Source organism: Glutamicibacter sp. FR1 (assembly GCF_047300825.1).
GTDB lineage: Bacteria > Actinomycetota > Actinomycetes > Actinomycetales > Micrococcaceae > Glutamicibacter > Glutamicibacter nicotianae.
This window is the reverse complement of record NZ_CP178603.1, coordinates 65,413-92,327: the sequence shown is the minus strand read 5'-3', so window position 1 is coordinate 92,327 and position 26,915 is coordinate 65,413. Positions and strand designations below refer to the sequence as shown.

The 26,915-nt window shown below is 52.7% G+C and carries 22 protein-coding genes; 2 read left to right on the top strand and 20 right to left on the bottom strand.

Annotated features, from left to right (window positions below; translation table 11 throughout):
- Positions 1 to 28 precede the first annotated feature (28 nt).
- From ACLQ8T_RS16795 to ACLQ8T_RS16760, 8 genes are all read right to left on the bottom strand, one after another.
- A complete protein-coding gene (locus ACLQ8T_RS16795; protein WP_413456469.1) occupies positions 29 to 4,198 on the bottom strand; it encodes a condensation domain-containing protein in 4,170 nt (1,389 codons plus the stop codon).
- A complete protein-coding gene (locus tag ACLQ8T_RS16790; protein WP_413456468.1) occupies positions 4,198 to 5,943 on the bottom strand; it encodes a non-ribosomal peptide synthetase in 1,746 nt (581 codons plus the stop codon). Before ACLQ8T_RS16790 ends, ACLQ8T_RS16795 begins: the two co-directional genes overlap by 1 nt.
- Positions 5,944 to 5,961: 18 nt before the next feature.
- A complete protein-coding gene (locus ACLQ8T_RS16785; RefSeq protein ID WP_413456467.1) occupies positions 5,962 to 6,864 on the bottom strand; it encodes a TauD/TfdA family dioxygenase in 903 nt (300 codons plus the stop codon).
- A complete protein-coding gene (locus ACLQ8T_RS16780; RefSeq protein ID WP_413456466.1) occupies positions 6,848 to 8,623 on the bottom strand; it encodes a non-ribosomal peptide synthetase in 1,776 nt (591 codons plus the stop codon). The genes ACLQ8T_RS16785 and ACLQ8T_RS16780 overlap by 17 nt, the downstream gene beginning before the upstream one ends.
- A complete protein-coding gene (locus ACLQ8T_RS16775) occupies positions 8,616 to 8,879 on the bottom strand; it encodes a phosphopantetheine-binding protein (RefSeq protein WP_413456465.1) in 264 nt (87 codons plus the stop codon). The genes ACLQ8T_RS16780 and ACLQ8T_RS16775 overlap by 8 nt, the downstream gene beginning before the upstream one ends.
- A gap of 26 nt (positions 8,880 to 8,905) precedes the next feature.
- Positions 8,906 to 10,393 carry an AMP-binding protein gene (locus ACLQ8T_RS16770; protein ID WP_413456464.1) on the bottom strand — a complete coding sequence of 496 codons (1,488 nt, stop codon included), beginning with the start codon at positions 10,391 to 10,393 and terminating at the stop codon, positions 8,906 to 8,908.
- Positions 10,390 to 11,382, bottom strand: coding sequence for a class I SAM-dependent methyltransferase (locus ACLQ8T_RS16765; protein ID WP_413456463.1), 993 nt, complete (start codon positions 11,380 to 11,382; stop codon positions 10,390 to 10,392). The genes ACLQ8T_RS16770 and ACLQ8T_RS16765 overlap by 4 nt, the downstream gene beginning before the upstream one ends.
- Before the next feature lie 1,076 nt (positions 11,383 to 12,458).
- Positions 12,459 to 13,895 (bottom strand): IS1380 family transposase, encoded by a 1,437-nt coding sequence (locus ACLQ8T_RS16760; RefSeq protein WP_413456462.1) that lies wholly within the window; start codon positions 13,893 to 13,895, stop codon positions 12,459 to 12,461.
- A 214-nt stretch (positions 13,896 to 14,109) separates the two neighbouring features.
- On the opposite strand from ACLQ8T_RS16760, the gene ACLQ8T_RS16755 reads away from it, so the two are divergent.
- Complete coding sequence (locus ACLQ8T_RS16755) at positions 14,110 to 14,721, top strand: hypothetical protein (RefSeq protein WP_413456461.1); 612 nt, start codon at positions 14,110 to 14,112, stop codon at positions 14,719 to 14,721.
- A 169-nt stretch (positions 14,722 to 14,890) separates the two neighbouring features.
- Here ACLQ8T_RS16755 and ACLQ8T_RS16750 read toward each other — a convergent pair whose 3' ends face one another.
- From ACLQ8T_RS16750 to ACLQ8T_RS16715, 8 genes are all read right to left on the bottom strand, one after another.
- On the bottom strand, positions 14,891 to 15,046 hold the full coding sequence (locus ACLQ8T_RS16750) for a hypothetical protein (protein ID WP_413456460.1): 156 nt from the start codon (positions 15,044 to 15,046) through the stop codon (positions 14,891 to 14,893).
- 37 nt (positions 15,047 to 15,083) lie between these two features.
- Positions 15,084 to 15,683 (bottom strand): hypothetical protein, encoded by a 600-nt coding sequence (locus ACLQ8T_RS16745; RefSeq protein ID WP_413456459.1) that lies wholly within the window; start codon positions 15,681 to 15,683, stop codon positions 15,084 to 15,086.
- Positions 15,684 to 15,687: 4 nt separating this feature from the next.
- Positions 15,688 to 15,933 carry a hypothetical protein gene (locus ACLQ8T_RS16740; protein WP_413456458.1) on the bottom strand — a complete coding sequence of 82 codons (246 nt, stop codon included), beginning with the start codon at positions 15,931 to 15,933 and terminating at the stop codon, positions 15,688 to 15,690.
- A 12-nt stretch (positions 15,934 to 15,945) separates the two neighbouring features.
- Positions 15,946 to 16,203: a glutaredoxin family protein gene (locus ACLQ8T_RS16735; protein WP_413456457.1), complete on the bottom strand. Its 258-nt coding sequence runs from the start codon at positions 16,201 to 16,203 to the stop codon at positions 15,946 to 15,948.
- A 41-nt stretch (positions 16,204 to 16,244) separates the two neighbouring features.
- Complete coding sequence (locus tag ACLQ8T_RS16730) at positions 16,245 to 16,907, bottom strand: hypothetical protein (protein WP_413456456.1); 663 nt, start codon at positions 16,905 to 16,907, stop codon at positions 16,245 to 16,247.
- A gap of 108 nt (positions 16,908 to 17,015) precedes the next feature.
- A complete protein-coding gene (locus ACLQ8T_RS16725; RefSeq protein WP_413456455.1) occupies positions 17,016 to 17,252 on the bottom strand; it encodes a DUF3263 domain-containing protein in 237 nt (78 codons plus the stop codon).
- A gap of 15 nt (positions 17,253 to 17,267) precedes the next feature.
- Positions 17,268 to 17,855: a prepilin peptidase gene (locus ACLQ8T_RS16720; RefSeq protein WP_413456454.1), complete on the bottom strand. Its 588-nt coding sequence runs from the start codon at positions 17,853 to 17,855 to the stop codon at positions 17,268 to 17,270.
- Positions 17,856 to 17,895: 40 nt separating this feature from the next.
- Complete coding sequence (locus tag ACLQ8T_RS16715; protein ID WP_413456453.1) at positions 17,896 to 20,913, bottom strand: LysM peptidoglycan-binding domain-containing protein; 3,018 nt, start codon at positions 20,911 to 20,913, stop codon at positions 17,896 to 17,898.
- 405 nt (positions 20,914 to 21,318) lie between these two features.
- Between ACLQ8T_RS16715 and ACLQ8T_RS16710 the strand changes: the two genes are divergently transcribed.
- On the top strand, positions 21,319 to 22,776 hold the full coding sequence (locus tag ACLQ8T_RS16710) for a helix-turn-helix domain-containing protein (RefSeq protein ID WP_413456452.1): 1,458 nt from the start codon (positions 21,319 to 21,321) through the stop codon (positions 22,774 to 22,776).
- Positions 22,777 to 22,834: 58 nt separating this feature from the next.
- Here the strand turns inward: ACLQ8T_RS16710 and ACLQ8T_RS16705 are convergent, their stop codons facing one another.
- From ACLQ8T_RS16705 to ACLQ8T_RS16690, 4 genes are all read right to left on the bottom strand, one after another.
- A complete protein-coding gene (locus tag ACLQ8T_RS16705; protein ID WP_413456451.1) occupies positions 22,835 to 24,661 on the bottom strand; it encodes a hypothetical protein in 1,827 nt (608 codons plus the stop codon).
- A gap of 113 nt (positions 24,662 to 24,774) precedes the next feature.
- Positions 24,775 to 25,842: a hypothetical protein gene (locus tag ACLQ8T_RS16700; RefSeq protein WP_413456450.1), complete on the bottom strand. Its 1,068-nt coding sequence runs from the start codon at positions 25,840 to 25,842 to the stop codon at positions 24,775 to 24,777.
- Positions 25,836 to 26,510, bottom strand: coding sequence for a hypothetical protein (locus tag ACLQ8T_RS16695; protein ID WP_413456449.1), 675 nt, complete (start codon positions 26,508 to 26,510; stop codon positions 25,836 to 25,838). Before ACLQ8T_RS16695 ends, ACLQ8T_RS16700 begins: the two co-directional genes overlap by 7 nt.
- A gap of 5 nt (positions 26,511 to 26,515) precedes the next feature.
- Entirely contained in the window at positions 26,516 to 26,905 is a 390-nt protein-coding gene (locus ACLQ8T_RS16690) for a TadE/TadG family type IV pilus assembly protein (RefSeq protein WP_413456448.1), read from the bottom strand.
- Positions 26,906 to 26,915 lie beyond the last annotated feature (10 nt).

The following is a 26,915-nucleotide window of genomic DNA, read 5'->3' as shown; positions in this document are numbered from 1 at the left end:
AGAATGGATCGATTACTGGTAGTACGACTCATGTATTAATGAACTCTCTAAGAGTACGAACAATGTCCGGGTGAGCGTTCTCCAATGCGGCGACGTACTCGTCGACCGTAGGATGCTCGAACAGCATTCTGACTGGAGGATGTACTCCAGAATATGAGGCAAGAAGGTTCGACAGCCGCGTCGCCAGTAATGAGTTTCCACCCGAGAGAAAGAACTCGTCATCAATGAGTGACTCGACGCCGATAAGTTCCAGCCACAGTTCTCGGACTACCGATTCTAGATCATGAATTCGTTGCGGTTCTGCTGCACCACGCGGCAGGTTCCCTGAACCGAGCAATTGCGTCACATCAACTTTACCGTTCGGTGTCATTGGGAAAGAGTCTACAAGGGTCAGGCTGAACGTGACTCCTGCAGGCACTTGTCGACTTATTTCTAATCGACAATTCTGAAGAAACCACTGCTTGTCACGGTCCTGAATCGATTCTGCGTTGCTCTGGCGATACAACTTCAAGTTGTCTGCCATTGAACCAGCGTGTGTATGAGGACGGGAAATGTGCGACATATGCACGTCAAAACAATCATTACTATCCGACGGCGTTACATCAATCGATAGGTCTTTTGGAAGGTCCCCCCAGAAGATAGATGGATCGCCTTGCCATCTCCAAAAATCTCTAATTGTTTGAAGGGGAACGCGGCGAAGAACAAGGCAACTTGTTGGCTCAGGCCAGTGAAGTAGTTGTTCAGCCGTAGAGCTGAAGAAGATCTCATGCGGTGCCGACAAAGACTCCTCGTCAAAGACCAACCACGCACTATAGCGTCCACCTAGGTCAGCTCCTGAACTCGCAGCGCTTGCCCGAACAGTAACCACGCATTTGCGGCCTAATTTTTCGGCAATCTCTCCCAACACACCGGGGTCAAGAAGAAGTTCATCGTTTGAAACCAAGACTTTTTCACTGGAATCGTGTAGAAGGTTTGCAAGCCAAGGGGAACGCAAATCTCCCAAGTACACTACTGCCGAATCTGACAGAACTTCGCTTAGCTTTTTCAGCAGACGTGACAGGTACTCCACTGATGGAAAATACTGAACGACACTGTTGAGGATTACAACGTCCTCATCCTTTAATAGATGAATTACATCAAGAGCGTCACCCACTTTTGTCGACAGCCGCGATCCAAGGGTTGGTTTCAGCTTAGTTTCGAGGCGATGTAAACCAGCTTGAGACGTGTCCACTGCCAAGTACGTGTCGACCACGCCACCCAAACGCGTAGCGATGTTTCCATCCCCTGCTCCAATATCAGCGACTCGGCGAGGGGCCAACCGATAAATCTGCGCCATATGTTCATCGAGCCATCTGCTCATCAGCGAAGAAGGAATCATTACGCCGGATGCCTCGCTGCTCCAGCCTGCATAGTCTGTCTGACCAGATGCAACGTTCTCGTATACGGCCGTGGCTGTCTCTTGCCATGCATCAAGCGCTCTGGTTTCGGACCATTCCGCCAGTTCACGATCAGAGTATGTGATAAATCCGGCCAAAGATTCTGCGCTTCCATCTTTTGATGCTTGTCCTTCACGAACGGGTACCAGGATGGCCTGCTTCACAGCCGGCAACTGGGCGATCCTGTCTTCAACCTCATTTAGTTCCACCCTGGTACCAAGAATCTTAACTTGCGCATCAACGCGGCCTTCGAAGTACCATTCATTATTAACACGCCTGACAATGTCACCCGTATTGTAGCGCCGCCCTCCATCAGCAACAGGCCTGAATCGAAGAGCTGTTAATCCTGGACGTCCTAGGTATCCACGTGATACTGCTGGGCCTTGAATATGCAGGACACCTCGATTGGATGAATTTTCTTTATCCAAATCGAAAATCACGCCTGGTATCGGTGTCCCTATTGTTCGGTTTGAATGCCGTGGGGTACTCGAAACTTGTCCAGCTGTTTCCGACGGACCATAGGCGATGACAACATCTGAGTACTGTGACCACTTGTCATACACGGCGGGATGAAGTACTTCGCCACCAACCATGACCAATCGTAAATTATGGGCTCCCCTAGGAGTTGGCAGTTCGGACAGAAAAGTGGGCGTAGCGAGGAGGACTGAAGTTTTCGTCGCCACAAGCATTTCAGCTGTTGCTTTTGTGGGGAACTTCGTTTCTCCTTCGAAGGCAATCAATCCTGCACCGCTCACCCATCCTAATCCCATCTCAAGGATGTGAACGTCAAATCCGCCACCCGCGAGCAGTGCAATGCGGTCGGACGCTTGAATATGACGACGTTCCGCCTCTGCTAGCAATACGTGACAAATTGATTGATGTGGAACCCCAACCACTTTGGCACGCCCAGCTGTTCCAGACGTCCTTACAATATATGCCAGTTGTAGAGGGTGCACGCTCACTGCAGGACGCTCAGTAGACTTTTCCTGCGATTTTTCTAAAGTCAATACCATTTCGTGTAATGCAATGTGGGATTCGATAACAGAAGAAAATGCTGCAATGTCCCCATCAACAATTGCTATTTTGACACCATATTCCATTGCAAGAGAATTCAGTGTGCTCGGATCGGAGCCCGAATCAAGTGCTGCATAAACGGCTCCCACTTTCATGGTAGCTAAAAACAAAATCGAGCGATGGAACGGCCTCGTGAGAAGGCCAGCGACTACATCTTCCCTCTCGATCCCCTGCTCCTTGAGCCAATGGGCCAGCTGATTCGCTCTTTCATCGACGGTTGCATACGAAAGTTCCTGCCCATCGAACATTATTGATAGAGCCGTTGGGTTGGAATCGACGCAAGCTTCGAAGTTTACGTGAAGCAAACTCCTATCTTTTGGAATGCTCGACAAGTTTGATCCCGCTCCAGCGTTCGGGTCTCCGCCTGCGCTCCGAACGATATGAAATGCAGCATCGGTTTCGAGCTCGATCGTAGAAACTACGTTCCTCCAGGCATCTAGGAGTCTCTGTCCAAAACGACGTGTTACTCGTGCGTTGGAGTACTCGAGCGAGCAAACCAACGAATTTCCCTGCTCTAAAATGGCGAGGCTCAGCGGAAGCTTCGCCGTGTGATTCTGGTTCGAGAGCAGAGAATTGCCGAGTCCCTCATGTACTTTGCTCATCTCACCACTCTGCATGATCAGCATGCAGGAAATGAATGGAACCTCCCCGCGTCGTCCCGGGTTTAGGGTTCTCACCAATTCATCAAAGGGCAGAGACTGGTGTGAGAACGCGTCGAGTATGACATCGCGCTCACGCCGAACAAGCTCTCGGAACGACTGAATGCCCTCAAGATTCGTTCGAAGAATGACGGTGTTGACGAAAAACCCAATGAGGTGCTCCACTTCCGGGCGATCCCGTCCAGAAACAGGAGTCCCGACAAGAAGATCCGTCTGTCCCGTCACTTCATACAACGCCCATTTAAAGGCGGCAGACAGCACCATGAAGAGGGTTGCGTTTTCGGCCTTCGCCAAGACTTTCAGCGCTTCAACCGTTTCAGCGTCGATCCTGAAATGGATGGTCTCCCCGCTGTAATCGTTAGCAGTTGGATCGGCATCAGGGAAACTCAACTGGGCAGGAGCATCGGCCAGGACGGTCCTCCAGTAGTTGACCTCATTCTGCATAGCAGGGCTAGTAAGACGTTCTCGCTGCCACAGGGCATAATCAGCGTACTGAATAGGAAGTTCCGGCAAGGAAGGTTGCTTTTGATTCGCCAATGCATGATACGACTCGAACAGTTCCCGCAGGAAGACCTGCATCGACCACCCGTCACTAATGATGTGATGCATGACCACAACGAGAACATGCTCTGCGGGCCCCACCGACAGCAACGCTACTCGCAGCAGCGGACCACGCTCCAGATCAAACGGATGGTCTGCAACGGAACGGTACTGACTTTCTAGCCATTCTCGCTTGGAACGGTCGAGGTCAGGCGCCCACTCGGCGATCCCAACCGAAATTTCTGAAGAAGGAGAGATAACTTGAACGGGGTCACCCCCGGACATAGAAAACGTCGTTCGCAAGGATTCGTGCCGTTGAACAATATGATCAACGGCCGACTGCAAAACTTGGCCGTCCACCGTTCCCGGCCAATCAAACGAACCACCCATGTTATATGCGGCGGAGTCCGGATCCATCTGGTTAAGGAACCACAAACGAAACTGCGCGGACGACACAGGTTGCTGTTCCGCATGGGGGATCAACATCATCAAGATCTCCTACTTATGGGTTGGTCTTCTGACTCGGTCTGTCGTTTCTTCACGAGCCCGGTTAAAAATTCCAAGCGGGCATCTAATAAGAAGGAATCAACCCTCACCCAAATACCAAACGAGTCATAGACTCTCAAGAGTAGGCGAAATGCTTGCATACTATCTCCGCCTTGACTCATGAATGTGCCACTAGATGGGTCCTCCGAATCTGGAAGTATTTCCTGCCAGATTCCTTTGACTACTTCAGCAAGATCTGAACTAGGTCGCGCAGCCGAGAGTCTGTGCGACAACGAACGTTCCAAGATCCGTTTTGCTTCGTGTCTATCGCCTTTTCCGTTCCAGGTAGTCGGGATCCTGTCTATCGAGTGGACAATGCCGGGGAGCATATACTTTGGGAGCATGAGCGATAGCGATCTTTGCAGCTCGTCTGTCGACGGCTGTGGAGTTGTCTCGCCATCGAACTCAACCAGGGCGCCCACGACGACTCCGCCGGGTGTGCCAACTGTTGCCGCTATTGCGTCTGATACTCCTGGTAGCGTTCCCAGAGCAACTTCGATCTCAGTTAGCTCGATACGATAGCCTAAAATCTTGACTTGCTGATCATCTCTACCTGCGAAAATTATTTTCCCACTCATTTGACGTACTAGGTCTCCAGTTACGTACAAACGATCTCCGGAATTTGCGGGTCGAAAGCTACGCGCCGTTGCACCCGCATCATGAAGGTAACCTCTTGCCAGACCGCCCCCGAGAATCGCGAGCGGCTGTAGAGACTCTGCTTCACTTTCTCCAAGTTGCAATCGTTCACTATCAAACGCTTGCCCCAGAACCACTTGACCAGGTGATTCTGGGACTTCCCACCACGAGGACCATATGGTTGTTTCTGTTGGTCCATAGACATGAATTACACGTTTCGCGTATCTCTTCAATTGCTGGCATAACTCAAGGGAGACTCTATCCCCACCAACGATTGCTGTAATGCTTCGTTGCACGTCTTTGTCTATTTCAAGCAGTAGACGCCAGGTAGAGGGGGTTGCTTGCACTATTCCGACTAAATTGGACGCGATTATTTTTTGAATCGCGTAAGTATCGTTTGGGCGTGGTCCGATGACGACTCTCCCGCCGAATGTAAGTGGCAGTAGCAATTCCAAGATGCTGATGTCGAATGCAGGACTAGTGAGACTCAGCCAGCCAAGTTTCTGATGGCCCATTAGTCGGAACATATCGTGTCTGAACGCCGCTAGCGAATTATGGCTTACGGCTACACCCTTGGGCTTGCCTGTGGTGCCACTCGTGTAAATGCAGTAAGCCAATTGAGTCCCATGAGGCTCAGGAAATGGTATTTCTACGTTTTGGGATGTGGCGCAGTGCATCAGTGTGGAAATCTCGACCTTTTCAGTCGGTATGGTTGCCGCTCGAAGAGCATCATCGACTATGACTAGGGGTGTACGTGAGTGCCTAATCACATAGTCAAGCCGTTCGAGGGGTAGCTCGCTATCTAATGGGAGGAAGGCAAAACCCGCTCTTAGGACTCCAAACATCGCAGCGATAAGGGATGCGCTTCGTTTCATCTGTAATGCAACAATTGTCTCGGGTGGAAACGAGCGATCCAATAGCCACGAAGCTATGGCATTGATACTCGCATCGAGCTCGCCAAAAGACATTTCGGTTGCGTCGTCCACAATCGCAGTCGAATCTGGTGCTTCAGCGACAACAGCAGCTAGCATTTCACTGATATTTGTACTCATTAAGGTCACTTTTCAGCCTCACACGGCCAGCGCGGCATGGACTCGTCGCTGGCCAGTAAAGGCGTATCTTCCATGCAAGTGCACACGGTTATCGAATATGAGGAGATCACCGGCAGACCACTGAACCGGTTCGGCCAGCGATAATGCAAGCGAACGAATTTCTTCTAGCCATTCATTTGGGATCTCAGTTCCATCACCAAACTCAGCATACTGGGGGAACTTACGTTCGTCTCCGAGAGTTTCCAGGAGAACTTCATGTACGTCTAAGGGAAGCGAAGAAGGGTGCCATTGCTCAGCCTGATTGAACCATACTGATCCGTTCTTCGTCGGATCATCCAAGACTGCAGGTCCCTTTTGACGGACGGTCAGATAGTCTTCATGCCAGCTGAAGTCTGATCCTTCAGACCTAAGCCTTGCGGATAGTTCGTTCGCGTTCTCAGTCTGATAGGTTTCCTGCCAACTGCGACCGAGCCCATGGCCGCTATGCAACGTTCTCATGTAGACGAGATTCTTCTCTACGAAGGCTAGGCGAATGGCTTTTGGCAATTGGGACAATAACGATTCACCGGAGACCAGATAGGTCTCACCACCACTGTTAGGTGGATTCTCGCAGCCGAAATAAACTCGCGTTGGCCAAGTGCGACCATACGAGAGTTCATTATGCGCTGAGATTGGAAATTCGGGTGGTAACTCAGTTGCAGAGACTACTGCGCCAGACAATTGACGCCTCGGAGTGTTTCCCCCTTCGTACCCAAAATCCGTTTCAAGGGAATTAAAGAGACGACTCAACTCTTCAGGAGTCATTGCAAGTGAGGTGCGGACATGGAGAGCAGCCGATTTGCCGTGCGTTTCCATGGCATCGCGGATACATTGTTGTAATGTATCCGTCGCTTGATTCGTACCATCAATTCGAACGATCATTTGTATTGCTCCTAACTCGTATTGCCAACGTTTCCGGGGTCGGGCAGTCGTAGATATCGCGAACACTTACTAAGATTCCAGGCCTGGCTCTACGCAGTGCACCAAGAAGACGAATTACGGCTAACGAATGTCCACCGTGTAGGAAAAAGTCATCGCTCATTTCGTATGATGTGGTATTCAGGACGGACCCCATGATTTCCGCTATGAATTTGGAAAGGTCTAAATCCTGGTCTTTCAAACCCAATGTGGATTTGTCTTGTGGATCTCGAAGACTTCGCCTATCGATCTTGCCGGAAGTAAGGCGTGGAAGCTCGTCGACAAATCTCATAGCACTCGGTATATGGGTTCCAGGAAGCATCTCTCGACAGAAATTTTTGAGATCACGCTCAAGCATCATGACGTCGTTCGCGGAACTCGTTGACCAGCCCAGATTTGTTTGGGGAACGAGCGAAGCGCGATAGGGGACGATTGTCGCGACGAGTTCAGCCTCATTGGTTGTGCTCTCGTGAGACACCACAACGGCGACATCGTTGACTTCAGGATGCTCTCGAAGGCGGGCTTCAATCTCCCCTGGCTCTATGCGTACTCCATGAAACTTGAACTGCTCATCCACTCGATGGGAGTAGATGAAACCCCAGTCGCTGTCCGTGACTGCGTCTCCGGTCAGATACATTCGTTGTGAATGAGCGCCTGGTTGAGGACGGAAGCGCCGGGCGGTCTCGCCCGACGCACCAATGTATCCCCAAGACAGAGCAGGCCCTGCGATAGCTAACTGAGCTTGGCTCGAAACCTCAACGACATTGATCTCGGCCCCCGGCAAAGGGCGACCAATCGGCACAGTCTCACGACCAGCCCCAGACCATGAATGAGATGTCACATCGATAGAGGTTTCTGTTGGGCCGTAAACATTGATTAGTTGGGCGTTTGATTTTCGGTTGAGACTGATGGCTAAGTCGACGGAGAGCGGCTCGCCACCGCAAATGACTAATCTCAAGTTTTTGCACATGTCCGAGGCTAATTCGTCAACAAAAGGCCTGAGTAGGTTTGGCACAAAATGCAGAACCGTGATTCGCTCTGCATCAGCTATGTCGAGTACTGATTGTGCGTCCAGATGGGACCGTGGCGGTGCCGCAACTAATGTTGCACCTTGACTTAGCGTCCAGAAAATCTCACGGACGGACACATCGAATGAAAGCGGTACTTTTTGGAGAACACGATCGTCGGGTGTTAACGGCTCCAGCTCTTGCATGGCCTTTATATGCCAAACAGGGCCACGATGGGGCATCATCACTCCCTTAGGCTTACCACTACTGCCGCTTGTGAACATCAGGTAGGCGAGCAAATCAGCGTGTTCGGGAGTCTTTGTTTTGGCGCGCGTATCGACGGTTTTAAGCCGAACAATCGAAGTTTCTGTGGAGGAACCTGACATCATTCGGACAGTACCCGTGCAGCTACTTTGTTCAAGTAAATAGGACTGGCGCTTCTCCGGGATGTCAGGGCCAATCGGTACATAGTACATTCCGATAGACAAACTTGCCAGAATATTTATGTAGGCTTCAGGACCGCGGTGAATTTCAATAGCGAGACCCTGACCAGCTCCGAAACCCATCGAAAGTAGTTCTTGAGCCCGCTCATTAACTTCGCGAGTCAGCTCTTGGTAGGTTAGCGTAGTTCCGTTAGCTTGGATGGCGGTTCTTTTCGGCCATCGTTCCGCTGCGCGTAGGACAAGCTCCCAAAGCGTTTGCGCTGTATCAGTCAATGAATTCTTCTCCGTCCAACGACATTTTTTGGCACACAGCATTTGTAAAAGCACCAAGTGTAGGATTCTCGAAGAGAGTTCTCATGGAAATTTTAGTGCCCAGACGCTCTCGCAAGATGTACATCATCCTGCTGGCAACGAGTGAGTGACCACCAGCTACAAAAAAATCTGAGCTCTCCTCAAGATTGGGTCGATCAAGTGCAGTACTCCACGTTTCCCGCACAATTCCTGCAATCTCAACGTTGTGTTTCACCATTGCGGGTCTCTCCGATCTCTAAATATTCACAAGTGTTTTGGGTAAGATTTGCCGTTGTCGGACATGGCGAAAGTTTCAGTAATACGAATTTGCTGGGGAACAGCCACAGCGGGGAAGGACATAAGTAAGTAGCTTCTGAGCCCCTCTGCGGTTTGCAGACTTTCGGGTTCCAATTGAACTTCCGATACGAGCGTATGTTCGTCTGAAGACACGAAAGCAACGACTGCTGCTCTAACACCGACGGCTGATTCAAGAGCACGCGCGATGGCAGAGGGCGAAACCAGATGACCCAGTACTTTACGTGCATCATCAAGGCGGGAAACAAACTTGAGTACGCTGCCATCCGAAACCAGAAGATCTTGTGTGTAAAATTCCCGGCGCCCCGAAGCCACAGGTCGAAAAGCTCTGGCGGTTAGACCGGGCATCCCCAGATAACCCGTAGCGATCCCGTCGACACCACCTATGATCGCTCTTCCTTGATTTCCAGTTGAAGCAGGAACACAACCAGGAATCGCAGTGTGAGGTGCAAGCCGCACTTCACGACCGACTATCACTTCGCCGATAGGCACACCGTCATTCGGCACTTCGTCACCGGAGAATGAATCCATCCATAAGGTTGCATCAAACGAAGTTGCATGAATGATAGTTTCGCTAGGTCCGTAAACATTGACCACCTTGGCGTTTGGGAAGAGCGCTCGTGCTCGAACAACCGTGCGAACATTCAAACGTTCGCCGCCGAGGACAACCAGCCTCACCGTGAGAATCGCTTGCGCAGACAATGATGCGCAATGGTCAAGCATTGTCGGAGTAAAGTGCACGATGGATACGCGTGTTTGCTTTGCGTATTCCAGCAGTTCAATGCCGTCTTTGACCGTGTACTCATCGGGGACGCATAGGGTGGCACCGCTACGACATGCTAGTAGAATTTCCCAGATGCCAGCGTCGAAGGCAGGGCTAGCTTCAGCGAGAATACAGTCCTCATTAGTTACGGAGAATTGGTTCTTTATCCAATCCACATGTTTCAATAACGCGCCCTTGGGAATCATGACAAATTTAGGTTCACCTGTGGAACCAGATGTTGGGAGCACTATCGCAGTTCCTGACTCCGGCGGCACTGCAAGAGAACTCCATCCAGGTACCTCTTGCGTACACCCTAGTGGTGGAAGTACTACGTCTGCTTCTAGCCCTAAACTAGCTGAACCGCCAAGTGTACAAATCAAGAGTTGTTCAGGCAATGCGCGCAGAGACTGCCGTTTAGCTTCGCCCCAAAGGAAATCGACCGGGAGAACTGGCAATCCCAGTCGAAGTCCAGCAACAAGCAGAGCAACCAGCTCTACACCGCGTGGAAAATCTGGAACAATTAGAGTGGACGGCGAACAATCCTGCTGGCTCAGGATCTGTACGTATCGTTCGATTCCGCCTGCCAACGATTGCGATGAATGCCTGGCTAGAGTCCCGTCGATAACGGTAGGCAATTGCCAACCATCGCTCGATATAGTGGGTGACTGACTCATTTGAACGCCGTCGCAACGAGCGCTACGCGTGGCAAAGTCACTCTGTACGTATGGTGTTTGCCTTCCACGCTAATGTTTGGGGAGACATGCCAACGCTCCGCTTGTTCTGCGCTGAGGACAAAGATTTCTCGCGCACGTTCCAGTATCTGGTCGTCCGAAAGCGAAGCCGTCAGCCCATACATACCACGTAGGTAGAAACCGAGATTATCAATTGCTGCCTTCACGGACGTGCCTTCGCATATGAAAGGATCGTACATCTCACTAATTGATATGGATTTCGCTCCAGCTTTCGTCAGGTCATCCGTCAACTGATCCGCACTCAAATGAACGTAATCATGGCCAGCGGGGGATGACGGATGAACTACTTCGCGGAACCAAGTAGCTACGCAGCTATCAGGGGCAAAGTCATGCACAACTAATGATCCGTCCGCCACCAGCACACGAAGGCCTTCAGCATAGGCACGTTTCCGCTGCTCAGGGTCAATGTGATGTGTTCCGTATGCGATGAGCACGCCATCAACCGAACCATCGAGCAACAAAAGGTCCTCAGCTGATTGGCGGATTGCGGGAATTTCTTGTGCCATCGCACTCTCGATCATCCTTCCGGCCAGATCGGACGTCAGCACTCGAAAATGCGGATATTCAGATGCAGCAACCCGAGCAAGCTCACCGTCACCGCCAAGAATGTCAAGAACTAAAGGATTCCCAATGGACGAGGAGAATTTTTGCAATAACTGAGACATGCCAACGGACCTGACACCAGTATTTCTCATGGCATCTCTATAGGAGTCTCCTCGACCAGCTGCTTCATTTTCTTCGAATTCATTCTTAACACTACTTAAATCGACTAGGCGCCTTTCAGTATCACAACCATCGACGTCAATCAAATTAGACACCCATGGCCATTTATCTTTCACAACATCATAATATGTGTCGAAATCTAAATTCGGTAAATATTGATACGCATCTACGCGTTCATTTAATTTCAAGATGTAGCCTTTTGGTTGCATAATTGGTTGAATTGTTTAAAAATTTCTATACGCCATAAGCGTGGCACTGCGTAATTCATCAAGCGTTGCGGCAGCTACTTCATTTGCGTCGGAGTTGCTCGCAGTGAGCGCGATGGCGCTGGTGTCCGCTTCTTGGAAGTGCATACGATTGGCCAAAGTCGCGAAGCGATGTCCCCGACGTAGGGATCTGTAGGGCGTTCGCCTGACAGCGCTTTCACACTTTGTGGATCCGTTTTAATGGCACGATCGACTACCCGGCTCGTGGTAAAAGTGCCCGCGAGTGTGTCCGCGGTAGTCGAATCTGTTAGTTCAATCACGCAGTCAGCATATAGTATTTGAGAGTGGAATACTGTCAGGTGAAAGTACGATTCACTTCATGTCGAACATGATTCTGCAATGCTCTGTACATAATCAATGCAGATTTTGAGGAATGTTCAAGAATAAGGAACCAGTAGGCGAGTGTTACTTCGGTTGTGTGGTAGTAAGCTTTTGGACACTAGAGAGTTTGGCCGTGGTTTTTGAACACTTCGAAAAGTTGGTCGATAGCCGATCTGATACCGAATACTATTCGGCGACCGAAAATTTCTACTATTGCGACTCGGTTCCAGAAGTATCCGCACACATGTATGAGACCTTGCCTCCGGCAAAGAAACAGGTTTTCCCAACGTCGGCGAACTCGCTGAAACCCTGGACGGGGCAGACCTGATACTGGGTTCTAATCCCCATCGATTATCGACTCAGTAAGAAGCGGCGCATCCTCATTCCGGCGCCTTCATGATATCTCGTGGGCAGGGAAGTAACTAGACGGGATAGTTTGAGCTGAATCTAGGAGAAAATCAATAGTATCTGTTGTGTCAAGCCCCAGGTTTAACCCAGATTTTTCATCAGTTATCTAACGGCTACCGAACTTCAATCCCAAGGATTCTCGGTGGCCGTTCCTGATTCAGTCAGCGCCAAAGGGCGCCTGAACCACCGACGCTGATTGCCAGGCTCCACGCACCCGGACCAAAATAGCCTTTCAAAACCTAGGAAACAAGGGAACAGCTACTTCCTGTTCAGCCGATCAGCAATCCTTGCCGCCACCCCTGGAACAACACACCAACACTCTCCTGCAACTGGCATAGCAACTGTGCTTCTGGCGCTCTCGCCGGGATCAACAGCCGGCGTTGCCGCCCGCCAGTGACGATTTTCCCTGCCATCGAAAACAACCGGTACCGCCACCGCTTCAAATCCCACACCGAAGCCTCATGACCACCAGGCAGCACCGCCAGCTGCAGCCAAGACACCAAATTGACCGCGAACATCCCCAGGTCCGCCCACGCCTGATTTGCCGCAAAAGACCAATACGGCAGCTTGCCCGACCCCGCATTCTTCAACATTTTAATCCTGTTCTCGCACCGGCCACGCGCCCGGTGCCGGGCATCGAGCAACGCCACGTTGAACCGTGGGCTATTGGTCAAGAACGCGGTCACCCGGTTCCCGTCCGTATCGAACAAGTTCGCTTTCGCCCCGGGATGAAACGGCTCAGCTCTCAGGTAAATCCGAGTTCCAGGCGGGTATTGCCTCAACTCCAAAACCTTCGTCGTATCAATCACCCACGCGTTATCTCGTTGACCACCATCAGGGTCCAGAGCTGGTTCCCAGTACTTCTTCTCATCGATCCACCGGATGAACCGCTCCTTGAGCACCGGCAAAGAATACGAGGTGGAGAATTGGATCCCCAACGAATGAAGGTGGTGCAAGAACTCGCGGGAAGAGCCGGCACTGTCGGTACGGACCAGGATCTTCTCACCGATAAGATTTCCGTGCTCGTCATAGAAATTTTCAGGCAGCTGGGCCAGCGCTTGGGTGAGTACCTCGATATGGGATTTCGCGGAGTTCGCGCCCCGGTTGCCTAGGCGCAGATGCACGGCGAGGACTTCACCGGTGCCGTTGGTTTTGCCGTAATCAGCCATGGCAATCATCGGTGAGAACCCGTACCCGCCTTTATACGTCCCAGCGCTGGATTCCTTGTCAGAGTGGACATGAACCAACGAGGCGTCGAGGTCGATGATCAGCGGATTGGCTGCCGTAGCCAGCCGGGCCGGATTTCTCGGCCCGGCAGCATTCCAGACTTTGGTGCGCAGGCTCCGGGCCATGGTGGCGAATCCGTAAGCGAAAGCCTCTGGCTGATCTTTGATCCGTCCCATGAACCTGCTGCTCGTTGCATCCGACGCCACAGGGCCGAAGAGTTCTGGTGCGGTGCGTAGCTGGTCGATGTCTGTGACTTGTTCGCCGCCGGCCGCCAAGGACAGGGCGAGTGCGCCGAGAATTTTTCCCGGCCGGTGGGTCGCGGTGGTTGGCACGAACTGGCTGAACCTGTCTTCGCAGAGGCTACGGAAGTCCACCGCGTTCAGGAAGTTGGTGAGCACTGACAGGCCTGCATGGGAGACCAAGGTTTGGCCGGTGAGTTGGGTGGGGATGGCAGGGAAAACTTGGGTAGTATGGTTCATTGAAAAGGTGATCCTTGATTTTGGTGGATTAGAAGCTAGACACTCCTATTATCCCAAGTCCGGATCACTTTTTTCGTTTTAATGACTGTTAATGACGCGCCTGCCATGAAACCACTGGGCTAACAAAACAACAACCCACACTCCACGCAATTTAGTAAAATTCAACTTGCTATAATTCAAGGTGTCAGATCACTCCCACCCAAGGACGCCCCCAATGCGCGGACTCACTCTCGAACAAGCAGCCGACAAAGCAGGCATCAAACCCGCCTACTTCCGCTACCTCATGTCTCAACTCAACGGCACCAACCTCGACCTACGCACCCCACCAGAACCAGGCGAACGCGCTCGCCGGTATAGCCCGCAGAAGCTTGCAGCCTGGATAAAGAACGGGAAGCCGCTTCCAGCGTCTGAGCGGACTTCGGTTCCAGAAGATACCGATGCGCAGACGCACGTGGCCGGTACAGCGGTTAGGACTACCAATGGCAATGGATGGACTGTTTCCGTTGAAGATCCATCCATCCTGGTAGAGGCCAACACCTTACAGCGGGCTTGGTCCTTGAGTCGCATGAAAGCTGCGGAAAAACTAGGGATCGAGCTGGAAGAACTGGTTGTCGACGTCACCGTTGAATTCCCCGTTGAACAAGCTGCGCATTTCGAGACAGGGCGCCAGCTCGCAGCCGAGGCAGAAGCTACCCGCCTGAAGGCGGAGCAGCATCGGTTGGAAGGGATTCGGGGCTTGGTCAAGGCCGGTTGGAGAAACAATGAGATCGCTGCTGCGATGGGAATGACTCCCCAACGCATTCAGCAATTGCTGGCAGGTAAATAGTCGGGGACATACCAGTTTGGCCTGTCTGAAAGGCTTTTAGCCTGTTACAATTTATATGAAAGCGCCCCGTTCGCGAGGCTTCCCTTTACGGTGAAGCTGCGAGGAATGATCTGACAATCAACCTCTTCTCCGGGGCGCTTTTCTATTGCCTAAAACTAGCTGGTTAGAGCTAGCCGAACGTCGTCGGGTCAACGTCTCTGAGAACCCGCGTATTCAATTTGATGGCGCCTTCAGGTACCTGGTTATCGGCTTGCTCTTTGGCAAGGTAGTAGTCTGGTCCACTCACGATGATCCTGTCGACCACATCACCGAGTTCATACGTCACAATCACATCCACAGTGCGAATTTTACGCTGGTTCTAGCTAACCTGCGCAGGTCCGGTCGCTTCTGGCCAGCAAGATCCTGAATTCTTCTTCCTTCAAGCTTCCTCCGGACCCCTCATGGGCCTTGAGTAAGTTCTGCTGGCTGGCCCAGCTCAAAGCATCCCAGGCTTGCAGTATTGCTTCGCATTCCGATAGCGATTCGGTCTGCACATGGACTGTGGCGCAATCTATTTCACTCGCTCTGGCTAAAGCAGCAGCTTCTTTTTTCGCCACTTGCCATCTTGTGACGCGGGAAATTGCCCACACAATGAGAATCAGGCCCGTCAGCCATGCGGTCCCCGACCAGGCTGAGCGAACTTCAGGACACGCGCTGGCGCCCGAAACCATAGCTAACAGTGCCGCAACGAGTAATGAAGCTATGAAAGCCAGGCAAAGAAATCCAGTGAGCTTAGAGAAGCTACGCCATGCTTTGTGCCGAAGAAGGAATCCCTTTGACACTCCTTCGAGAAGATCCGGGTACCACTGCTGATTCCTCCGTGGCAGGAACAGGGTATATCCCCCAGTGCCGTGATGGAGCCATGAGGCCGTTGACCTCTCGTTAGTGCCAAAGGTGCCGTTGAGCGAAGTGCTGAAATTCATGGCGCTAGTCCTCTCCCGCGGTGCTCGATCCGGGTCCCACGCGAGGCGTCTGCTTCTTGATTTTGGTTTCTCGTGGTGCGTGCCGGCGCTTATGGATGCGCCGGCGGTTCATGGTGAGGGACATACCGGCCACGCTGGTCAGTTTCTTCTTCCGAAGAAAGCTTGGCCGAGGCAACCAGGCGAGGCTTCCGAGGAGTGCCACCGTGAGGATGAGGGTGTATGCGGAGTCGGTGAGCTGGTTCAGTTCCATGGGACATACCATCTAGTGGTCCGCTGATGCCAGGGCATTCGCTGCTGTGATAGCTGCGTCGATCTTGGTGGGGTCGAATCCGTACCAGTGATCGCCTGTATGGGTATCGAAGACGACAGGGGTTTGCATGTAGCCCAGGTCTTTCAGGCGCTGGAGTGCGTGCGGGTCAGCGGTCACGTCGTGGATCTTGAAATCGACGTTGCGGCTCTCCAGGTAGTTTTTTACTCCGGTGCATGGTCCGCAGTGTGGTTTCGAAAATAGCTCTAGCATGGTCGTCCCCTTCTTTTAGAGGGGACGTACCGTGGTTGTCGCTACTCCCCTGCAGCTGGATATTTCATGGCCAGCGTGGTTCCAATGCGTTTGAATCCCATGAGCGCATACAACGTCAGGTGCTTGTCAGTATGAGCAACCAACCCGACAGTATGGTTCTGCTGGTATTGATGAGCTAGCCCCTGAATGAGAAGTTTTCCGTCACCAGAAGCCGACTTTTTTCCGCGGGCAATGCAGCTGAGTTCAACACCACTCGGTCCAAGATCTTTAGCGAGCTTCTTCCGGCTCATTTCCCGTTCAGCGCTCCGGCTCCCCTGCCGACGGACGGCAAGGACCGGCACGAAAGCATAGGCCAGTGCCAGGCCCCACCAGATACCGAAAGGATCAAAGAGCGAAGCCACCAAGAAAGGTGAGAATAAAACGATCAGAAGGCCGAGTCTGTCGGCTACTCTATGGGCCGCCGATGGCTTGAGGTCATTGACGATCCCTACCGCATGATTCTGCTGATAGAGCCGTCCACGAAGCTTCGCTCCGAAGGCAAGGGAAAGGTAAACCGGGTAGGTGATCACGCGCATCAATCCTGCTCCTGGCTCGTGCCGGGAGAAGGCTGCCGCCATGGTTCCTGCAGCTCCGGGGACATACCACCACGGAGTTTTGGAGATCTCGTTGACGGTACGGAAACGGCCAGTTGCTGGGGAACTCATGAATCTCATCTTTCCGGAATTCGTTGATTGGTAGTGGCTTAGCTTGCCGATCGCCCACGGCTGGCATTTCAGCCATGTGGGTTCCTGTATGAGCCAGCTTTACTTGAACTACAGTCGGCGCTTGGTGCTGCGTTTACCGCGAAGCTGCTTGATCAGCATGGGATTATGGGACAGGGCTTGGTCTGATTCAATAAGGCGGTTGAGCAGTTGGTAGTAGTGCGTTGGCTGCAGGCCCAACTGTTCGGTAATAGCCGCTTCTTTGGCGCCCGCGTATTTCCAGTGCTTGGTTTCGAAATCCAGGATTTTTTGGGATAGCTCGTCTAGTTGCTGCTCTTCATTGTCCATGGTCTCGTCCTTGGGTTAGAGAAGCACTTTAGAAAGCTCGGCAAGGATCGCCAGAGTGGAAACAAGTAGGGCGGCAACCACCATATGGGGAGCTGCCGGATAGGAGCTTTGGCCTTGGCGTTTGAGTACCAAACCGTGGATCAGCCCGGTGATTCCGGCCAGGGCGACAGCCCAAATCATGGGGCCGAGGCCTAAGGGAGCTAGGAGCAGGCCGAGTGGCAAGCTGAGCTTGAGGTCCCCCATGCTGGTGGCCTTGCCGAGAAGCAGCAGGCCGTAGAAGCCGACATGTACACCGGTAAGAGCCAGGGTTTGTCCAGCGATAGACCATCCTTGGGGCACTAAGACGATGACCATGGCTAAGGCTGCCAGGAGCCCTGCGGTCCAAGGCAGAGTGTAGGCATCTGGGACCCGGCGCTGTTTGAGGTCTTTGATGCTGACCAGTGCACCGAAAACCAGCGAAAGTGCCATGGCCGGCATTTGGTACAGCAGGATGGTCTGTTGCATCAGCAGTACCAGCAGCAGTGTGCTGGCAACGCTGATGGGAATGCTTACGGCCGGGGACATACCATCGCTGGCCTTCATGCGCGCTGCTTCTGCTTTCATGAAGGCCACCGCACCACGGCTGGTGCCTCGGGTTCCGGGGTTAGGCGACATATCCGACCTCTCGCAGCTGGTTGATCAGCTCTTGAGTCTCGTCAGCTGGCTCGTCGTCATCTCCATAGGCGCCCAGGTAGTCCTGCAACTTGTCAGCGATTTCTTGTACCGCGTTGCGGTTCTTGGCGATGTACTCGGCGTTCAACGCGTCTCGCCAGGCTTGCTCGTTGGCAGGGTCGACGGTACGACCGACGGTGGCTCCGAGGCGGGCAAGCTTTGGGTTCTTCATGGCCATGGCGCGGTCTACTAGTTCGTGCGCTGCTTCCGTGATCAGTTCAATCATTTCGGTGTGCAGCTCGGTGTTCCAGAGGTAGTTCTTCGGGCGGATTCCTTCGAATGGTGCACCGCGGACCAGCTTTATGGCGGCGATGAGTCGAGGCAGGGAAACGGTGTAGACGTTGTTCCCAATGAGCTTGGTGAAAATGGTCCAGTCGCACATCACTCGTTCGTCGAGGCTGTATCGCTCGTTGCGGGCGTGCGGGAAGAGCATGGTGCCATCTTCATCCTGGCCGAGATAGTCACGGGTGAGGTTGGCCAGCTTGTTGCGGTTCTGCGCGCCTTTGGCTCCTGAAGGTTGTGTTCCTGGCCAGAAGGCTTCGTTGTACTGCTCGGTGGTTGCCCCTGGATTCATGGCCAAATAGGCCAGTAGAGAGATGCAGCGGGCTGCAGTACCTGGTGATTCCTTTCCGGTATTTGGTGAAACCGGCATTTTGCCTCGTGTATTGAGGACATCGACGGTGCCCAGAAGACGGATCATTGGGACCTTTTCTTCAGCGAGGGATGCCAATAGCTGCTGGGCTTCTGAATCCAGCTCAGCTTCAGGGTTATCGAGCTCGTCGCTGTTTACAGGGGACATACCGTTTGCGGGAACAGCTGCAGGCTCCTGGTCTTTGACGATCTCCAGGCTTGGTTTGGCTTCGTCACTGACGGTAGTCTGCGCGCCTTCTGTGCCAGCAGCATCTAGAGCCTCTGGCTCTAGTGAGCTATCTGGACTTTCCGCGTTTTCGTCGGCTGCAGACGCAATCGTTTCGGTAGCTTCGTGTTCCTGTGCGATGGCATCGGTTGTTTCGATCTGGGCTGAGGCTGCCTCTTCTTCCGGCTGTTCGGAGCCAACTGGTTCTGCAGGGACCTCCTGCTGTTCCGGCCCTGCTTGGCCAGTTGTCCCAGGGTCAATGAGCGTTTCATCTGTTTCGGGGACGGCGCGAAGCTCAACGACGAACTCTTCGTCGTTGAATTCCTTCTGAGGGGACGTACCGTTTTCTGGTGCTTGTGGCTGCTTACTGCTCTTGGCCAGCAGTTCCATCACAGCTTGCTGTTGATCTTGGTCAAGCTTCTGTGGTTTCAGCGATAGACCCAAGGGGTCGAGGGTGGCATAGCCGTCATCGTCGACGCTGAGCTTCCAGTCGCCCATGGTGAAGCCTGCAGTGATCGCTGCGATGCCCAGGCGCGGGATCTGGCCAACGAGGTTCAGTAGTTGGTGACGCTGCCGGTCGGTGGGTTCAATTCCCAGTAGGACTATTTCTGGCATCCAGGATTGCCCTGAGAGCACCCTTGCTTGATGCATGGTTTCGGTACCGGCGGCTTCCATGGCAGCTTTGACGTCAGCTGCTTTGCCTTCCAGCATGGTCAGCAGTTCTGGGATGTTCTCGTAGCTGGTGACTCGCCCGGTACCGAGGGCTGATGGGAGGTCATCTGCAACTCCGCAAAGGCTCAGGGTCAGTTGCTCGGCCCATGGGCTGCAGGCCATCTCTACGGCCAGTGCGGTGAGGATTTCGTGGCTGGTTCCGTTGTGGTGGTCTTCCACTCCGAGGGCGCCGATGTACTCGGCGTCGACGAGGATCTGGGCGTTTTTGGTGTCTTCGCCCAAAGTGACCATGGCCGGGTACGGTGCTTCGCTGCCTTCTTCGGCATCCGGTACGTCGTCAGGAGCTAGGCTCCATACCGTTCCGTCAACGTCGTCTTTAGTCCACGGCGCAGGTAGTTCTGCGGCTTCTGAGAGGTAGAACGTCAAGCTGCCGGTGGCCGCACGGAGGCAGAAGATCTTGGGGAGGGACGTACCGTTTTCTTTGGCCCAGGATCCGAGGAAGCGTAGTGCTGCATCGATGGTGGCTTGGGTTAGCGGGTCTTCGACATCGCGTAGTTCGCGTTCGGTTCGCGCGGCTGTTTCGCTTACTGCTTCTGTGCGTTGCCCGGCGGTGCGAATGCGGCGTTGGTGCAAGCGGCGGCGGCCTAGTAGCGCCAGGATTCCTGCTGCGAGCAGGCCACCAATGCCGGTAGCGGTCTGGAGCAGCTGATTGCCCATGAAGCTGTCATCTGCTTGATCACCTTCGGAGGTTTCAGCTACGGGAGCTTCGTCTGCGGCCTGTACTTCTGGGGTGGCAACAGGTGCTGGAGCGCTGAGTGCCTCGGAGACATCTTTATTGGTGTGGTCTTGCTCAAAGGATCTTGTGGTGTCTTTCTGGGTCTGTTGAACGGACTCGTTAGTGGGTGCTGTCTTGACAGGTTTCGGTGCTGATTTCGCAGTGGACGCTTTGATCTTGGGGATGTTGATGGTGGTGCCGGCGTAGATCTCGTCGGCGTCGGTGATGTCTGGGTTGCAGTCCAGGATCTTCTTGTACTTTGCGCCGTCACCGAGGTGCTTTTCTGCCAGTCCCCAGAGCGTATCGCCTGATTGGACAGTGTGTTTGAACGTTTCCGGGCCGTCGGTTTTCTGTGCTGCGGTCGCAGCTGCCTTCTGGTCGATGGTGACATTGCCGGATTGTTGCGGAGCAGAGATCACCGTGTGGCTGCTCATGGAGGTATCTACCGTGGCGGCGTTGGCTGGGCCGGCGATACCGAAGATGCCGATCACGGCTGCCAGCAATGCCCCGGTGATGCCTTGGGCGGAGCCGAAGCCCTTGATGCGTGGGGCTTTGATCCCCTTGATGGCTGCTGGCAGCTCCATAAGCACTGAGAGCATGAAATAGAGCCAGAAGCCCCAGCCAAGTAGCGGGAGAATTGTGCTCATCGTGATGATGAGCCCGTAGTCTGGGCGCGATGCTAGCTGAAGGATATCGGGCAGGCGTTCTAGTGGGTTGCCGGCTGCAGCGAAAAGAGCAAATGGCAGACCCGCAATGAGCCCAAGAAGGACTATGAGGGCCGCTAGGCCTTTAACTAATTTCATCGTTGACCTCAATCTTCGATCCTTGTACCAAGGGGGACGTACCACCTTGTGAAACGCAAACAACGCCTTCCATCAGGGGATAGCCCCTCTCAGGGTGAAAACCGGTCACAGGTTGCAAAACTTTTTATGAAAGCAATCGGCGCCAACCTCGTACCTCCAATCAGAAAGATGCTAATTACTCCATCACCCTGCTCCCACTCTACCTATCTGGTTAGGCAAAACTCAATACTGATTTTCTGAGACCTACATGTGGATTATCTGCAGGTTCTTCGCTACTGTGAATTTATGGCTAGATTCGATACTGCTGAGCAGGTAATGGTTGGGCTCGTACATCAACAACGCCCTTCTACAGGAAAAGAAATCTCCAAAGCGACAAAGATCCCCGCAGCTACAGTCAACCGTACCCTTTTGGAACTGATCGACAGAGGCTTTGTCGAGCGATGGAACGCGTACTCACCAGGTGAGCCCTTGCATCCGAAACGTTCACAGGTGACAATCAATTTCCGTCGGCCCAGCATCACCCAATTTTTAGACTATCTACATGTGGAGCATGGCGCCGACTATGGCCCCTTCCAAAAGTGGGATGAGAATGCACGAGATTGGCGCTCCTATTCTGCGCATCGTCGAGGCTCGGACGAAGCGCCGCAGGACCCATATTTAGAAGTTGATTCTCATTTAGCGTTCCTCCAGGATCAATCACTGCCCTTTGCAGATCAGCAACGTCGAGTGCTTGAAAGCAACATCGCACAAGTTCTCACTCAAGTATTTCAAGCTGAGTCTTACTTCCAAGACATTTACTCTGAAGTGAAAGAAGAGCAAGCCCGCTCCCTCGTTCACAATCTCATGGGGTTGGCCGAGCGACTTTCGATGTTGCGCCCGGACTCTGAACTTCAAGATGAACGAGATAGCCTCTCAGCTTTAGCCATCACTGCTGTCTGGTGCTTCAGGACTGCTGAAGAACTCTGGGATTTCACTCAGGTCCTCTGGGAGTCCGGAACGGCTTTGCGAGCTGCTCGCCAGATCCGCTACTCGCTAGCCAACGCGTTTATCGATTCCTACGTGCCATCCCACGAAAAGAATTTCTCGGCCTACACCGCAAAATCAGAAGTTCTCATTCCGATTGCCGAGGGGCTCTGGGCCGACCAACTCATTCGAGATGCCCACGCCCAGCTCACTTATCCGACCACCGGAGATGCCGGGGACATCCTGCTTGCGGTTCAGTTCCATCAATATGCAATGAAGCTTTATGACCTAGCACAAGAGATCCGTCTCATGCCGCCATTCAACGAGTTGGGACTGCATATGCCCCCGCTGCCACCGAGTCACAAGTCATTTCAACGGTTCTTTGCACGGAAACCAGGTGAAAGCGATGAAGACTACAGCGGACGGTTTAAGGAATCTTGGGCGCAGTACAAATTGAAGGACCAGCCGCAGTTTGTTCAGCTGCGCTCTGGCGAGTTCCGGACAAAGGATCTTCCCGATACTACCGGCCCCCTATGGCGAAAGGTCGAGTTACCGGTTGAATCACTCCGTGCAGGCGACATCATGACGCACGCCAGGGGAACAGAATTACTGCACCCCATTCTCATCACTGAAACAGAAGATGAGACGGTAACATTCACACTCGGCCATGGATACAACGTGCCCTTCAATAAGCAATGGCTGATGCAGCACGGCGAGGTAACAGTGCAACGAGAAGGCAATTAATCACGCTTTACTACTTGAGCGTCGGCACCGCACCATCTTCATGATGAGGTTCCGGCGCTCACTGCGCAATATCAGGGACAGATTCGAGATCTTCTGCAGGCATCAGGTTCCAGATCGGCCATGTTGGCATGTTTTCTTGCTCTTCATCGTTGAGAAGTTCAAAGCACTCTAGCGCTTCATCGAAGTCCTGCATGAGGATTGCACAGGCGACTTCAATCGTTGATGCCGGCGCGTTGGTCTTGCGAGAAGCTTCTCTTTTTATTGTTCGGAGCTTTCTCATATCTGCTTCGTCTAGTTGTGAAGTCCGATATTTGAGTTGGAGCAGATTGATGAGATGCAGAGGCTCTTCTCCTTCGTTTTCGATCAGCCATCCGTTCAGGCGAGCAGCTGCATCAAGGAACTCGCGTTTTCGACATTCGTGCTTATCGGCGCAATGGATGAGTTTCAGCACCGTATGATTGGCTTCCGCTCTGCTCTGCGGATAAATCGCAAAGGGCTCGTATACCTCCACGATGTGTTCGAGATTAAGGTTCAGGCATTTTCCTAATTCTTCGACCTCCAGAATGTCATAGGGCGTGACTCTCACCGCGACTGGTGCATCCTCGGGAGCATCCAGATCATGCTTAACGAAACAAGGATGAAGCTCCTTGCTAAATAGATCAACGCAACGCCACTCCCCCGGCTTTTTTCCTTCAAGAAAGACGAGCTCAATGTTCCATTCCCCAAGAGGCTGTCTAAGGCGCATTGGCCTGTCGAATTCTTGCTTTCGTTCCGCCCCTTCCAAAAGCATCGGTTTGAGGTGCCCTAGCTGCTGAATTCTTCGTTGGTCCAGTGCTTCCAGTTCCACGAGGTCAGGATTACCGTGCACACCAACGACGAGCTCCCTCAATTCAGTCAAGAATCTGAAGTGGGACTTCAATTCTTCATGGTCGTCAAGAAATTGATTAACCTGAATCTGAGCGACTGCTTCTCCAAACCGAATCTCTCCGGTAGCCGCACATTCCAACAAGAATCCAAGGTCCTTATACCTGCTCTCCAGGTATCGCTGAGTAGTGAACGAAACAGATCCGACTGCCTCGGACTCATTGGTATCCGGTACAACCAATTTCAGCCCGAGGCTGAGCTCAACCTCGGTCAAGTGCTTACTGATCCGTCGTCGAAACGGTCTCTCGAAAGTGAAACTACCGCATGTGACCGGAATATCCATCTGTCGCCTCATGTACTCTTCAGGGACGAACTCGAACTGGCCATCAAGAGCTCCGACCATTCCTCCAGCAGTTCTAAACTCAATCGTGAAGTCTTGATTAGTACGATCGAGGATCATTGGCTCATCGAATGGAATGTTGCCGTCGGTGTAGAGCTTCATCCCAGTGATGTGTTCTAACAGTGCGGAATCTATTTGAGAACCTGGCACTTCTCGTTTAGCCTGCAGCGCTACGTTAAGGATCTTCTCAATTTTGTCCGGATCTGCCGGAAGTTTCTTCAGCGAAATTGTTTTCGACTTCTGCGTAGGTTTCATATTCTTAAGAAGCTCGTCAATGCCGAAAGGTGTCAGCACTTTGTAGTGAACTTTAGGAGACTGGCCGCGCTCTCCCATGAAGACTACAAAATACAGAACTCCGCCATCTTTGTGGTACCCCTCAAGATCCACCCTCTCAATGGGAAAAGTTTTGCTATACCGGTCTAAATTCTTGACTGTTTTGCCTTTGACCTGCACATTGACACTTCCAACGAAAGTAGCTTTCGTATGCTCCTCGGATGAATGAATATTGATATGACCATCGGTGAGCGGGACTCGGTCAATGGAAGCGATATAGGGCGCAAGATGGTCACAATCTAAAATAGCGTCGTTGACTCTACCCACAGCTTTCTGCTCGATATTCATATCAACATTATGAGCTACTACCCCGACTAAATATCTCGCAGTTTGCGTGCGAAGCTCAGCCCCAGCCCCGGCGCCGCGGGAACAAAAAAGTCTGGCCTAGAACCACTCCCCCATCAAGCAGATCCAGACCAGACCGTCCCACAACACCCTATCTGGTTTACGAACTGATTCCGGCTATTAAGCACGTGCAGCTCACCAACATAACCATTCCCCGTAGACTCAGTAAACGTCGTCACAGTGCCAGATTCACCACCACCAGTCCACGTCACTTTCCACGTCGCACGAGCAGTAATCTCATAAGGCCGCGAACCATCGCCAGGACTCATCTTCGAGTACCGGTAGCCACAGCTCGGAGAATCCGTCCGCCCGGAACCTTTGATCCATGGCTGCCCAGCACCATTACACGACACCGATCCCCCGTCGCCCATCGAGTACTTCACATTGGTCACCTTGGCGTCAGCAGTAATCGCCACACCACCAAGAGTCTTCGAACGCTTATAAGGACCCCAATTCAACGGCTTCTGATTCTCAGCAGGAACCCACAACCACACCGGCAAATTCACCGCACCAGAATCCTTCTGAGCGATCGTAGAAGTGAAATCAACACCCTCAAGCTGGAACGTATCAATGAACCGCTTCGCGGCTTGAGGAGGGGTCAATTGATCGACGCCAGGGGGCGGGGTATCACGCCATTCCAGACGCGGAGCATAGATACTCGGGCTCTGCTCACAAAGGTTCAAAGCAATGGAATCGTCCTTATCAATGTGCGAGCAATCCTTGGGAGCAGGAGAACATACATACCAAGCGCCCTCCGACGGATCCTTACCTGGAGGTGGCGCCTTCTGCGGATTTCTCAACTGCCAGTAGCACTCATCCCCCGCGCTCCACACACCGCGCTCCTTATCAGAGCAGGGAATCTCAGTACCGTGGGTGTTCTCGCACTTCGATGGTCCTTTGTTCTTCCCCTTAGGCTTCTCCGTATTGCCGATAGGACGAGTCTTCGTCCCATCACCATCATCACCTTTGTTCTTCTCCGTGGAACTGCACGTACCCATTCGATCGCAAATAAGCCCCTTAGGGAGTTTTACCATCGGCGCCATGCTGGCATTAGCAGTAAAAGGCACAAGCGCAAGTGCAAGCGCAAGTACAGCGATGATCGTTGCGACACGTTTGGCTAACATGGCACACCGCCATCTTTAAATTCAGTTTTGCTAATAAACCATTTTCCCAATTTGGTGTCGTACTGTGCCTGAACATTCAGAACCGCTCTGAGTAGTTCCGGCTTCTCTCCTGGCTTTCCATTTGCACGCGTCACTTCGACTTCACTGGTGTCGTTGCAGACTTCCAAGTAAACCACGTGATCATCCAGCTCCTTCTTCCCCTCAATTACAGAGGCGGAATAGCCAGATATCTCCTCAACCTCAACTTCACCCGAGACTTTTTCTTTTTCTTCCTTGATGGCCTTCAACGAGTCTAGAGTGGACTTTAGTTCGTTCCCTACGGCAAACTTGGCCAAATCTTCAGTAGAAGTATCTCCCGCTTGCATCTGCTTGTTGCTGACAGCGACCAGTTGTTGAAATGTCTCGAAGGCAGCATCCACCGATGCATCCGGACCAGGCTTCGTAGTCACCGGTTCAAAATCATTCGACTCCCCCGAGCCGCTCTCCGATTCACTTTCTGAAGCCACCGGCGAAGAACTGGCCGAAGAATCAGCAGAAGCGCTCGCCGTAGGTTTAGTGCTTGGGGACGTACCGCCCTCTGGTTCAGTAGTCTGGCTGCAGCCGGCAAGGAGTAGGGCCAAAGCAGCGGTCGATGCGGTAATCATGTATTTGGTCTTCATGGTTTTCATGCTTTCTACTGTCCTGGCTTGAATACTCTGGCTGCGCCGATTCCTACGCCTTCTTTGTTTCCGATAGGCAGGAATTTTGGTTCATAGGGGATGACAGCGCGAACTGTTACTTTCCCGTTCTGTACAGCCACGCTACCTTCTGCCCCAGATTGAGTTAGGTATTTCTGCGCCGCTCGCCTAGCCAGTTCGGAATTTATCGACGTATCAGCAGTGATTCCACCATTAACCCCGGCACGCGCCGCTGACTGCGCAATCAAGGTTGCTCGTTCTTGAGCATTGATGAGCGCCCCGTTCTCCATGAACAAGCCAATGACGATAAGAAGCACTGGAATCATGCCGAAGATGAGGATCACTGGGGCTTCACCTCGTTCTTTCTGCCACCATTTAGCTTTCATGGTTAGTCGC